The 12,348-nt window shown below is 72.0% G+C and carries 10 protein-coding genes; 4 read left to right on the top strand and 6 right to left on the bottom strand.

The window, feature by feature from the left end:
- Positions 1-30: 30 nt before the first annotated feature.
- Complete coding sequence (locus OHA72_RS11035; protein WP_327007748.1) at positions 31-819, bottom strand: IucA/IucC family C-terminal-domain containing protein; 789 nt, start codon at positions 817-819, stop codon at positions 31-33.
- 348 nt (positions 820-1,167) lie between these two features.
- On the opposite strand from OHA72_RS11035, the gene OHA72_RS11030 reads away from it, so the two are divergent.
- Complete coding sequence (locus tag OHA72_RS11030; protein ID WP_327007747.1) at positions 1,168-2,721, top strand: peptide deformylase; 1,554 nt, start codon at positions 1,168-1,170, stop codon at positions 2,719-2,721.
- Between the two features lie 16 nt (positions 2,722-2,737).
- Here the strand turns inward: OHA72_RS11030 and OHA72_RS11025 are convergent, their stop codons facing one another.
- Positions 2,738-3,187, bottom strand: a complete 450-nt coding sequence (locus OHA72_RS11025) for a pyridoxamine 5'-phosphate oxidase family protein (RefSeq protein WP_327007746.1) — start codon at positions 3,185-3,187, stop codon at positions 2,738-2,740.
- Positions 3,188-3,422: 235 nt separating this feature from the next.
- Between OHA72_RS11025 and OHA72_RS11020 the strand changes: the two genes are divergently transcribed.
- From OHA72_RS11020 to OHA72_RS11010, 3 genes are all read left to right on the top strand, one after another.
- A complete protein-coding gene (locus tag OHA72_RS11020) occupies positions 3,423-4,535 on the top strand; it encodes a globin domain-containing protein (RefSeq protein ID WP_327007745.1) in 1,113 nt (370 codons plus the stop codon).
- 65 nt (positions 4,536-4,600) lie between these two features.
- Complete coding sequence (locus OHA72_RS11015; RefSeq protein ID WP_327007744.1) at positions 4,601-5,338, top strand: CPBP family intramembrane glutamic endopeptidase; 738 nt, start codon at positions 4,601-4,603, stop codon at positions 5,336-5,338.
- Positions 5,339-5,367: 29 nt separating this feature from the next.
- Complete coding sequence (locus OHA72_RS11010) at positions 5,368-8,364, top strand: S8 family serine peptidase (protein WP_327007743.1); 2,997 nt, start codon at positions 5,368-5,370, stop codon at positions 8,362-8,364.
- Here the strand turns inward: OHA72_RS11010 and OHA72_RS11005 are convergent.
- From OHA72_RS11005 to OHA72_RS10990, 4 genes are all read right to left on the bottom strand, one after another.
- Positions 8,351-9,346, bottom strand: a complete 996-nt coding sequence (locus OHA72_RS11005; protein ID WP_327007742.1) for an EcsC family protein — start codon at positions 9,344-9,346, stop codon at positions 8,351-8,353. The two genes, OHA72_RS11010 and OHA72_RS11005, sit on opposite strands and share 14 nt — an antisense overlap.
- 982 nt (positions 9,347-10,328) lie before the next feature.
- Positions 10,329-10,769, bottom strand: coding sequence for a hypothetical protein (locus OHA72_RS11000; RefSeq protein WP_327007741.1), 441 nt, complete (start codon positions 10,767-10,769; stop codon positions 10,329-10,331).
- The gene (locus OHA72_RS10995; RefSeq protein WP_327007740.1) at positions 10,766-11,281 is read right to left on the bottom strand and encodes a hypothetical protein; all 516 of its coding nucleotides are present in this window, start codon (positions 11,279-11,281) and stop codon (positions 10,766-10,768) included. Before OHA72_RS10995 ends, OHA72_RS11000 begins: the two co-directional genes overlap by 4 nt.
- A gap of 234 nt (positions 11,282-11,515) precedes the next feature.
- On the bottom strand, positions 11,516-12,199 hold the full coding sequence (locus OHA72_RS10990) for a carboxypeptidase-like regulatory domain-containing protein (protein WP_327007739.1): 684 nt from the start codon (positions 12,197-12,199) through the stop codon (positions 11,516-11,518).
- Between the last annotated feature and the right edge of the window lie 149 nt (positions 12,200-12,348).

Below are 12,348 nucleotides of genomic sequence, written 5' to 3'. Positions count from 1 at the left end.
CAGCGGCCCCGGAAATGATGTCCGGTGGCCCTACTGCCGGATGCAGCAGCCGGCGCAGACCTTCGGGGTGGGCAGCGTGAACGCCAGGCAGCAGGTGCGCCGCTTGATGTCCAGACCGCCCCCGTCCCGGACGCTCAGGTCGACGAGGTCGTCGGCGCCGAGCGCGGCCAGCACGCGGTGGGTGGTGTCCAGGACCTCGGCGGGCGGCGCGGCGAAGCCGCGGGACATCGCGTAGGACACGCCGGAGGCGACCGAGCCCCACAGCGTCCGCCGGCTGAGGCGGGCCTGCTTGCGCACCTCGTCGAGCATCGGGTCCAGGTGCGCGTCGACCAGCGAGCGGCGCATGACGCCGAGCAGTTCGTCCTCGTCCTCGACGATGAGCAGCCCGGCGGTGTCGGAGGCGACGATCGGGTCGGTGGCGAGGACCGCGGTGACCGGCCGGCGCAGCGCCAGGGTCAGGAAGGGCTGATGGGCGCTGAACCGGACCAGCACGTGATCCGGTGTCATCAGCGGTACGCGTCGCGAGGTCGCGAAGCCGATCACGGCCGGCAGGGCGAGCCAGTAGGAGTAGCACTTCCACGCCAGGGCGGCGGCAGCGTGCGGCTGGGCGCTCCAGCGCCCGGCGGCGGCGTCGAGCCAGTCACCGACGCCCTCGGCCGTCAGCAGCTCACCCGCACTGCGCCAGCCGGGGGTACGGGTGATCAAACCGGTCGACAGCCCCTGGAGTGATTCTTTTCCGTGCCTGATGCCCATCTGCGTGAGCGACGCGATCACCGGCGCCAGCGGGTTGACGGTCGCGCGGCTGATGAGCGCGGTCACGTTGGGTCGCCGATCCGGCCTGGTGACACGCGGCGATGGCACCGCGGCGCGGCGCTCGTCAACTGCGTGTGTGCGGTGCTCACCACCGGTGGATACCCCCAGACATGCATGCCAAGCGCCCACGATACAGCGATTAGGTAAGCCTAACCACTCTACGATTGTCCGGCATCTGCCGTAACTTTGTGTGACTTTGCGGCAGCGTGTTGCTGATCCGCGAACGTTGATCAACGCCGATGAGGTGGTGTTGTCAACCCTTTTGTCGGCAAATTGTCCGCTTGACCTGTTCGACTGGTCGCCCCAGCGACACTTATCCGGCAGGGGCCGTCTCCCTGCGGGGCTGGGCCGGACATGACCACGAGCGACTCTCCCGTGCAGCGGGCGTCAGAGGCGTTCGTCGCGGAGTTCGCGCGGTGGCGCATCGATCGCGGCATGTCCAAGAAGCAGCTGGCCGCCGCGATGGGGTTCGACGCCTCCTACGTCAGCCACGTCGAGGCCCGCCGTCACCGGCCCACCGAGGACTTCGCCCGGCGCGCCGAGGCCATCCTGCAGACCGGTGGCGCCATCTGGCAGCGGTACAAGGAGTACGACGAACTGCGCGCGACCGCCCGCAGCCGCGTCGGGCTGCCCGGCCGCGACCCGCCGGTGCCCGATCAGTGGCTGCCGCCCGGCACGGGACTGGTCGTCGAGCGGGAGACCGCCCGGCTGTCCTACGTCGACGGCAAATACCGGTGCACGGTCCGCCGTGCGCTCTACAACGCCGGCACCGAGCCGGTCACGCGCTACCTGGTGCGGATCTCCGTGGACCGCTACCCGGACGATCCCGCGCGCTCCAACCGCCATCACCGCGACCACCCCATGTCGTGGGACGAGCTGGCGATGGTCGCGTCGTGCGCCGGTGAGCCCATGGACTGGCGGTCCAAGACCGACCGGGACGCCCTCAAGGAGGCGTGGCTGCTGTTCGAGAACGCGCAGGGGCGCTTCCCGCTGTACCCGGGACAGCGCACGACCATCGCGTACTCGTGGCACATCAGCGTCGAGAAGTGGGGCCACTGGTTCCAGCGCACCGTGCGCCTGCCCACCCGGCAGCTCACCATCGAGGTCGAGTTCCCGGCGCGGATGCGGCCGGTCGTCTGGGGCGTGCAGACCTCGCTGTCGGCGGAGGAGGTGCCGCTGCGCACCCCGATCACCCAGGAGCTGTCCGTCGACGGGCGGGCGGTCTTCTCGTGGCACACCGAGCAGGCGACCCTGCACGACCGGTACCGGCTGGAATGGCGCTTCCGCGGCACCCGGCCGGAGGGGGCGGTGGAGCAGCCGGACGACTGGGAGGAGCCCCCTTTCGTGCAGCCGGCCTCGAGTGACGCCATGCGCGCGGCCGGCGTGATCCAGCGCGGCGACTCCGGCCTCGACCGGCCGGTGCGCAGGATGGACCTGCCCGGGGAGTCCGCGCGGGCCGAGGACGTCATCGACGAGCTGTCCACGGCGCTGGACCGGATCGAGGCGTTGCACCCTTTCGTCAAGGGTGTGGGGCTCGCCGCCCCGCAGCTCGGTTCGGGGCTCGCGGTGGCGATCGTCCGTCAGGCGGAGCCTGACGCGGAGCAGATCGTGCTGATCAACCCGCGGGTCGTGGCCGAGTCAGGCGACGCGGACGAGCAGTTCGAGGGCTGCCTGTCGTTCTTCGACGTGCGGGGACTGGTCCGGCGCCCGCTCACGATCACCGTGCAGAGCGAGCGGCTGGACGGCACGCCGGTGACGACGGTGTACGAGCGTGCCCTGGCCCGCCTGGTGGCGCACGAGATCGACCACCTGGACGGGCGGCTCTACCTGGACCGGATGGAGCACGACGCGCCGCTGGTACCGACGACGGAGTACCGCCAGACCGGCAAGCCCTGGCACTACGCCTGACGCGGCAGCGCGCAGGTCACAGCTCGCCGGCCGCGGAAATGTAGGCCGACTCCACGTACACGGTGATCCAGCGCGCCGGGCGGCGGTCCGCGATCAGGTCAAGGGACGGGTCGAGGTTGAGCGCGCGGTAGGCGCGGCGCATCGCGTCGTCGTCCAGGATCTTCGCCTTGCCGTTGATGTGCAGGCCGATCGCGCCGCGGGCGAAGTCGACGAAGAGCAGGCTGATCCGCGGGTCGCGCTCGATGTCGGAGATCGCGTCTGAGAGGCTCACGTCGTCGAACTCGGGCCACGCCAGCCGGTTCACCGACAGGACCCGCACGAAGCCGGCGCCGCCGGTCACGAACGTGCAGTCGTTGCCGTCGTCGGGCTCGCCCGTCGCCACGAACAGCATCTCCTGGCGGCGGACGAAGTTCTGCATCCGGTCATCGAGCTCGGTTTGGATCTCGTGGTCGGACAGTGTCTGCACGGTGCACCTCCGGGAAGCGAACGCCTGCGTGCAGCCAAACACCGCGCCGGCGGGACGGCCGGACAGTCAGTGCGACGCAGCCGAACGGCCGACGTGTCCAGCGCCCACCAGCGGCGCGTCGAGTGGAAAACAATCGGCGAACACGAGACGTCGCACAGTCAGTGCGATGCGTGGTCTTCCCTGGTGGTGACGCTGGCTCTCCTACGGCACCTACGTTTGACCGCGAAGGGCACCGATGAGCAATCTGTCGCGATTACTGAAGGAGAGTTGGACCCTCGTCGAGGAGCAGCAGGACAAACTCGCCAGCTACTTCTACGCGCGCATGTTCCTGAACAATCCGCAGCTGAGGGACCTCTTCCCGGTCCAGATGGACGTGCAGCGCTCCCGGCTCCTCGGCGCGATCGTCACCGCCGTGCAGACCGTCGACGACCCCGACACGTTCGCCGAATACCTGCAGTCGCTCGGCCGGGACCACCGGAAGTTCCACGTGCAGCCCGAACACTACGACGTCGTCGGCGGCGCGCTGATGGAGGCCCTGCGCACGTTCGCCGGCGACGAGTGGACGATCGAGTTCGACCAGGCCTGGCGCGACGCCTACGCGGTGATCGCCGCCAAGATGATCGAGGGTGCGGACGCCGACTCGACCAACCCGCCGTACTGGCACGCCGAGGTGCTGTACCACGAGCGGCGCAGCCACGACGTCGCCGTGATCACCTGCCGGCCCCTGCAGCCGCTGGAGTACCGCGCCGGGCAGTACATCAGCGTCGAGTGCAAGCACCAGCCCCGCCTGTGGCGCGTGTACTCCGCGGCGAACGCGCCCCGCAAGGACGGCTCGATCGACTTCCACGTCCGGGCCGTCGGCGCGGGGTGGGTGTCCTCGGCCCTGGTCCGCCGGGTCCAGCCGGGCGACATGATCCGCCTCGGCGCCCCGATGGGCTCCATGGTCATGGACCGGCGATCGACCCGCGACATCGTCTGCGTCGCCGGCGGCACCGGGCTCGCCCCGATCAAGGCCCTGATCGAGGAGATGACCCGCGCGAACCGCACCCGCTGGGTGCACGTGTTCTTCGGCGCCAGGGACCGCGACGACCTGTACGACCTGGCCTGTCTCAACCGGCTCGCCGCCCGCTATCCGTGGCTCTCGGTGGTGGCCGCCACCAGCGACGACCCCGAGTTCCCCGGGGAGCACGGCAGGATCTCCGACGTGGTCGCCCGGTACGGCCCGTGGAACGACCACGACTTCTTCGTCTCCGGCTCGCCGCAGATGGTGCGTTCGACCCTGCGCACCCTCGCGGAGATGCAGGTCCCCGCAATCCGCATCAAGTACGACGCCTTCGGGGACTCGTGATCGGTGGGGGCGCCGTTCGTGCGGGCGGCGCCCCCATCGAGCAACACGCGAACTACAGTGCAAGCGTGATCGACAAGCGGGCCGTCCGGGTCGAGGTGCTGCTGCTGCTCGGCGTGTCGCTCGGCGCGTCCGCGATCCTGTCGATCCTGCGGATCATCGACCGGCTCACCTACGTGAAGCCGCTGTCGGAGCAGACCGCGACGCTCAACCCGTCGATCACGCCGGACCGGCCCTGGCTCGACCTGTCCTACCAGCTGGTCAACACGGGTCTGGGCTTCGTGGCGCCGCTGCTGGCGGTGTACCTGCTGCGCCGCGACCACCAGGACTGGCGTTTCGGGGTGCGGCCAGGCTCGGACCTGGGCTGGGGCACGGGCCTCGCCGCCCTCATCGGGCTGCCCGGCCTCGCGCTCGTGTGGGCCGCGCAGGAGCTCGGCGTCAGCGCCCGGATCGTGCCCGAGGCGCTCGGCACGCACTGGTGGTCGGTGCCGGTGCTGATCCTCGCCGCGCTGCAGAACGGCGTCCTCGAAGAGGTCGTCATGATCGCCTACCTGCTGACCCGCCTGCGCGACCTGGAGTGGGGCTGGTGGCCGGCGATCGTCACCAGCGCGGCGATCCGCGGGGCGTACCACCTCTACCAGGGCTTCGGCGGGTTCGTCGGCAACTTCGTCATGGGCCTGATCTTCGGCTGGTTCTACCAGCGAACGAAGCGGGTCATGCCGCTCATCGTCGCGCACACGATCCTCGACATCGTCTCCTTCGTGGGGTACGCCCTGCTCAAGGATCATTTGACGTTCCTGAGTTAGGGCAAATCGCCACAATTAGTCTGACTGACGTGAGCCGAATCCTTCTCGCCGTCACCCTTGTCGCCTCGTCCGTCTTCGCGGTGCCGGTCGCGGCCCGGGCCGAGGCGGACACCTCGCTCTACATCGTGCAGCTGGCTGGCGACCCGGCAGGCCGGCAGGAGAGCGCCCGCGGACGGATCCGCGCCGACCGCGCGGCCGTCCTGCGGCGGGCCGGCGTCACCAGGACGGCCGCGGTGTACGAGTCGGCCTTCAACGGCTTCGCGGCCGCCCTGACCCCGGCGCAGAAGGCCCGCGTGGAGCGGACATCCGGCGTGCGCCGCGTGTGGAAGAACGAACGGCACACCCTGGACACCATCTCCACCCCCGACTTCCTGGGCCTGGCCGGCAGCGGCGGCGCCTGGAACAAGCAGTTCGGCGACCCGTCCCACGCCGGCGAGGGCATCATCGTCGGCATCATCGACACCGGGTTCTGGCCCGAGAGCCCCAGCCTCGCGCCGCTGCCCGAGCCCCGCCCCGACCAGGTGGTCATCGACAAGAAGTGGACCGGCGGCGGCGCCGACAAGTGCGACGAGGGCACCGGCACCGCCCAGCAGAAGGTCACCTGCAACAACAAGGTCATCGGGGCGCGGTACTACGACGCCAGCGGCTTCGGCGGCTGGGAGTCCGAGTTCCGCTCGCCCCGTGACTACGACGGCCACGGCACGCACACCGCCACCACCGCCGCCGGCCTGCACGACATCCCCGCCACGATCAACGGCGATCCCGTCGGTACCGTCTCCGGCATGGCGCCCGCCGCCCGCATCGCCGTGTACAAGGCGCTGTGGCGGCAGTCGGACGGCGAGGGATCCGGCGGCAGCGTCGACCTGCTCGACGCCGTCGACGACGCGGTCAGCGACGGCGTCGACGTGCTCAACTACTCCGTCTCCGGCAGCGCCGACACCATCGTCGACCCGATCGACCTGGCCTTCTACAACGCCGCCGCGGCCGGGGTCTTCATCGCCACCTCCGCCGGCAACAGCGGCCCCGACCCGTCGACCGTCGCGCACAACGAGCCCTGGGTCACCACCGTGGCCGCCAGCTCCCACGATCGCGGCGCCGACAAGTCCGTGACCCTCGGCGACGGCAAGACCTACCTCGGCGCCGGCCAGGGCGCCGCCGTGCCGTCCGCGCCGCTCGTCGACTCCGTCGCCGCGGGCCTGCCCACCGCAGAGCCCGACAAGGTCGAGCTCTGCTACCCCGGCGCCCTCGACCCCGCCGCGGTGAAGGGCAAGATCGTGCTCTGCAAGCGCGGCGTCAACCCCCGCACCGACAAGAGCATCGCGGTCCGCGACGCCGGCGGCGTCGGCATGATCCTCTACAACCCGAGCGAGAACTCCCTCAACGCCGACTACCACATCATCCCGACCGTGCACGTCGACCACGTCGCCGGCGCCGCGATCAAGGCGTACCTGAAGACCGCCGCGCCGACCGCGTCGCTGTCCGCCGTCACGAAGGTCGTGCCCCGCGCCCCCGCGATGGCCGCGTTCTCCTCCGCCGGCCCCGCCATCGCCGGCGGCGGCGACCTGATCAAGCCCGACATCACCGCACCCGGCGTCGACATCGTCGCCGGCGTCTCCCCGGCAGGGCATCACGGCAACCTGTACGACGGCGAATCCGGCACCTCCATGTCCAGCCCGCACATCGCCGGCATCGCCGCCCTCCTCCGCGCCGCGCACCCCGCCTGGTCGCCGTCCGTGATCCAGTCGGCGCTCATGACCACCGCCGGCGTCTTCGACAACACCGACGGCATGATCCAGCGCGCCGGGAAGATCGCCGGCCCACTCGACTACGGCTCCGGGCACGTGACCCCCGCCCGCGCCTTCGACCCCGGCCTCGTCTACGAGTCGGGCCCGCAGGACTGGGCCCGCTACGCCTGCGGCCTCAACCAGCTCCAGCTGGTCAACGACTGGTGCGCCACCCTCGGCAGCGCCGACCCCAGCGACCTCAACTACCCGTCGATCGCCGTCGCCGCGCTGCCCGGGACGCAGACGGTCACCCGCACCGTCACCAACGTCTCCACCCAGCCGAGCGTCTACGTCGCCTCCGTCACCACACCCCAGGGCCTCGCGGTCACCGTCACGCCCAGCACCCTGACCGTCGCGCCCGGCGCGAGCGCCACGTTCGAGGTCACCATCACGCGCACCGACGCCGCGTACCGCACCTGGACCTTCGGCTCGCTGACCTGGACCGACCTGCGCGGCCACAAGGTGCGCAGCCCGATCGGCGCCCGGCCCGTCGCACTCGCCGGCCCCGGCGAGGTCACCGGCACCGGCCCGGCCGGCACCACCACGATCGATCTGACGGGCGGGTACACCGGCAGCATCACCACCAAGGTCTTCGGCCTCGTCCCGTCGATCGTCAACCAGCAGAAGCTCGTCGGCAGCACCGCCGCCTTCGTGCCCACCGCGCCGACCACCGGCCCGGCCGTCTTCAAGTTCAACGCCACCGTGCCGTCGGGCATCGAGGTCGCCCGGCTGGCCACGTTCGCCGCCGACCAGCCCCCGGGCACCGACGTCGACCTCTACGTCTACCAGGACGGCGAACTGGTCGGCCGCAGCGACGGCACCGCCGCCTCGGAGGAGGTCGCGCTCACGTCCACCGGGCTGTTCGAGGTGTACGTCGTACGCTTCGCCGCCCCGCCGGACGCCGACAGCAGTCCGGTCAAGGCGCACACGTTCCTCGTCGGCGGCACGGCGGCCGGCAACCTCACCGTGACGCCGCCGGTGACCCCGGTGCGGCCGTCCACGGTGGTCGGCTTCGACGTGGCGTGGAAGGGCCTCGACCCGGCGAAGCGCTACCTCGGCATGGTCGAGTTCGGCGACGGCACGGCGGCGAGGGCCTGGACGACGGTCGCCATCTCCCCGTCGCCGTCTGTGCCGCCGTCGCCGTCTGTGCCGCCGTCGCCGTCTGTGCCGCCGTCGCCGTCTGCGGCGCCGTCGCCTTCGTCTGCGGTGCCTTCGTCCGCGGTGCCGTTCACGGCGCGGTGAGGCCGGACTTGCGGCGGTAGTAGCGGGTGGCGCGCATGGCGATCGCCTCGGTCGACCTGGCCGCGGCGACCGCGCCGAGCACCGGGCCGATGCCGGGCACCGCACGCCGGGCGATCCTGACGCCGGCCGCCTGGAGCAGCCCGCCGCCGAGCGTCCGGCCCAGCGGCCCCGCCAGCCGCGAGACCCCCACCCCGGGTCCGGCCCGGCGCGAGCGCTGCGCCTGCTCCGCCGCCATGAGGGCCGCCTCGGCGGTTTCGACCTCGGCGTACACCCGCTGCAGGACGAGCAGCTCAGCGGCCCGCTCCCGGTCGAGCGGATCATGCCCGTGCGCCGCGGCGAGGTGCAGGACCAGCTTCGCGTGCAACCAGTTGACCCCGGCCGCCTCGACGAGCAACCCCAGCGACCCGGCCACCCCGGCCGCGAACCCCTGCCGCCTGGCCCGCCGCACGAACTCCCGCGTGATCGCCCTGGACACCGCGTCCCCGTCGGCACCCGGGTAGTTGATGGCGTACCACGCGACCCGCTCCCGGGCGCTCTCCCCGAGCCTGGCGACGGCGGTGAGGGCGAGCAGCTCCGGCAGGTACGCCGGGTTGATCCCCCGCCCGTCCCGCGCCGGCCGCGGATCCGGCGCCGGTTCCACGGTCCCCAGGTCGGTCGGGTCTGCCTCCACCACCTCGACCCGCCCACCAACGAGCTGCGGCTCCGGCCCGTCGCCAACCGGCTGCGCCCCGTCCGGATCGTCGGCGGCCTGCGGCGGCTCCGGCTGAGGCGCCGGTTCTGACTGCGGCGCAGGCTCGGGCGCCGGCGACTGCACGGTGGGCGCGACTTCTGCGGCGGGCGCGGGTTCTGCAGCGGGCGCAAGTTCTGCGATGGACGTCGGCTCCGCGGTGGGCGCCGGCTCCGCGGTGGACGCCGGCTCCGCGGTGGACGCCGGGAACAGGACCTCCTGCGTCGAGTTCGCTGCGACGGTGGCCTTCTTCACGGCCGTCTTCTTTGCTGGGGCGGCTGCCGCCTTCTTCGCGGGAGCCTTCCTTTCGGGGACTGCCATCTCCACGGACAGCGTCTCCGCCGCGGGTGCTGCCGCCTTCTTCGCGGGGGCCTTCTTCGCGGGGGTCGTCTTCGCGGGGGTCGTCTTCGCTGCAGCTTTCTTGGTTCCGGCCTTCTTGGCTCCGGCCTTCTTGGCAGCCTTCGCGGGAGGCTCCGTCTTCGCGGGAGGCGCCCCTTCCGGAGGTGCCACCGGATCGGGCTCGACCACGGCCGCCACCGGATCGACGACGGCGGGCGGCACGGTGACAGCGGGCGGTTCGCCCTTCCTCGCTGCCGGCACCTTCCTCGCCGCCGGTGCCTTCTTCGCGGGTTCCGTCTTCGCAGCCGGCGCAACCGGCAGCGGCGGTGCGGAAGCCGCCTTCGCGGGTGCCGCCTTCGCAACCGGCGGCGGTGCGGAAGCGGCCTTCGCGGGCGTGGCCTTGACAGGCGCGGCCTTCGCGGCCAGGGGTCTCACGGGCGCTGCCGCAGGAGGGGTGGGTGAAGCTGCGGCCTTCGCGGGAGCGGGCGGGGCCTTCGCGGCCGGCGGGGGCGGGGTCTTCGCGGGAGTGGCCTTGGCCGGGGCGGCGGGAGGTGGCGGAGCGAACGGCGTCACCGGCGCCGCCGCCGGGCGGGGGCTCCGTGGCTGCGGGGTCACCGCGCGTGGCGGCTCCACCGGCGGGCGGCGCGCCGAACGGTGTCGTCGCCGGCCGCGGGGTGGCGGCCGGCGGGGGCGGCACGTCCGCGGCGGCCTCTTGCGGCGGCGGCTCGAACCGCAGGGACGTGTCACCAAGGACCCTCGGGCGGGAGGGTGTCTCGTCGGAACCCGGAGGCTCAGTGGATTTTGGATCCTCTCCCATCCGCAAGAGCGTAATGCGCCTGCGGGTTCAGCACCCGCCGTGCGGCCCGGGGACCTGCACCAGTCCCCGGGGCCGGGCCGGTCAGACCGGGACCGTGACGGCGATCGTCGTGGTCCGGTTGTTGCGGATCGTATAGGTCCGGGCGGTGGCCAGGTCGGTGCCGCCCAGCCAGCCGGCGCTGCCGCCGGGCGTGACGTAGTACAGCTTGACCTGTTGCGGTGGGATGTTGCCGATCGTGTACGTGGCGTCCTGGTTGACGTCGGCAGCGGACGCGACCGGCTCGCCCGTCAGCGCGTCGACGACCCGCAGGTATGCCGTGGCAGGGGCGCCGGCGCTGTCACGGATGGTGCCCGCAATGGTGCCGCCGCCCGGGCGGGCCTTGAGGTTGGCCGTCACCTTCCTGCCCGCGACGACCGTGACCGTGCTCGCCTCGTGGCGGTTGACCGCGTTGCCTGTCCAGCGCCACTGGTACTGGTACTTCGCGAAGCCGACCGCCCAGGCGTACGGGCCGATGCCGGTCAACGTGTAGGTGCCGTCGGCCTGGGTGACCCGGCCGCAGCCGTCGCCGCCGACCGGTGCACCTGTGGTGGCGTCGGTGTACCTGCCGCGGATGGTGCCGCCCGGATCGAACCGGACCGCCGGTCCGGCCGCGACGGCGCCGCTCGTAACCGTGACGAGCTGGGCCGCTTCGCGGCTGCCGGTGCCCCGGTCGCGCCGACCCGCTGCAGGCCGAGCGCGTCGAGGTCCGGGTCGGCGATCAGCTGGTACGTGCCGGGCGCGACCGGCCGGATCTGCAGCGTGTTGCCGCTCCCGTCGGTGCACCACTGGCGGAATCCGCTGTCGGGCAGCGGCAGGTTGACGTCGACCGGCTGCACGCAGCCCTGTGCCGGGGCGCCGGTCGCCCGGTCGGTGAGCGTCGTGGTGATCGTGGCGCCCGCCGTCAGCGCCACGTCGACCTGCGCCGTCTGCCCGCTGAGGACGGTCACCGGCACATCGCCCCGGTCCAGGTGTACCCCGTCGTCGGTGTAAAGCATGAGGTGCCACACCCGTACACGTCGTCGATGACGATCGTGCCGTCCTCGGTGCAACGGTTGTAGTCCGAGGTCTCCGCCGTCCACAGGCAGAACCGCTGCAGCGGCGCCCCGCTCGTCGCGTCGTGCGCCACCACCCGGACCGCGCCGGTCGGCGCGTCACCTCGAACCGCTGCGCGCCGAGCACCGTCAACGAGCCGTGCGCCCACTGCGTGATCCCGTGTGCGCCGTTGAAGCTCACCACGTACCGGCCGCCGACGTGCAAGCCGTCGAACCGGTAGCGCCCGTCACCGTGGCCGCGGTGTCGAAGCTCCGCTTGCCGCCCGACCACTGCGTGGACTGGCCGTTCACGAGGTAGGACACCTTGTAGTCGCCGGCCGGCACCAGGACCTCGAAGCGCCCGTCGGCAGAGGACGACGCCGTCGCGGCGGTGTCCTGGGTCGCAGCGTCGTAGACGGTCACGGACACGGGCGCCGGGGTGCCGTCCTGGTCGAGCATCCGCCCGTTGACCGTACCGAGGGGCAGCAGTTGCTCATCGACGGCCACCGTGGCTCCCGCGCCCACGGCAAACGTCGCGGCGTTCCAGTACGCCGCCTGCCGGTGCGCCCACTGCGTGTAGGACGCGGCGCCGCTCGGCGACGCGACGGTGAACCCGACCTGGTACTGCCCCGGCGGCACGTCCGCGAAGCTGTACGCCCCGCCGGCGTCGGTGGTCGCGGTGCCGTACTGCGAGTCGTCGAGCCGGGCGGTGACCTGAGCGCCGGCGACCGGCGCCCCGTGCGCATCGACGAGGTGACCGACCAGGTTGCCCTTCGTCGGGTCGGCCGCGAGGGCCGGTGTGATGGGGACCACCGTCACGGCGATGGCCTCCGCCGCGGCCGCTGCGAGCAGCAGGGGACGGCGGAGGGCACGCGTCAGCATGGCACTCCTGGGCGAAAGGGTGGGAGGCTTGCGGCAAACACGCCACGCCAACGCCGTGAGCAGCAGGAACGGTGCTGACGCCAATGATGGCGATCGTCGCGACGCGCCGGGAGCGTACCCGCTTTGCCCGGTCCTTCGCTGTCCCTGTA

The organism is Dactylosporangium sp. NBC_01737 (genome assembly GCF_035963215.1).
GTDB lineage: Bacteria > Actinomycetota > Actinomycetes > Mycobacteriales > Micromonosporaceae > Dactylosporangium.
Note: the sequence above shows the minus strand (reverse complement) of the source record. Positions and strands in the feature narration are given on the sequence as shown.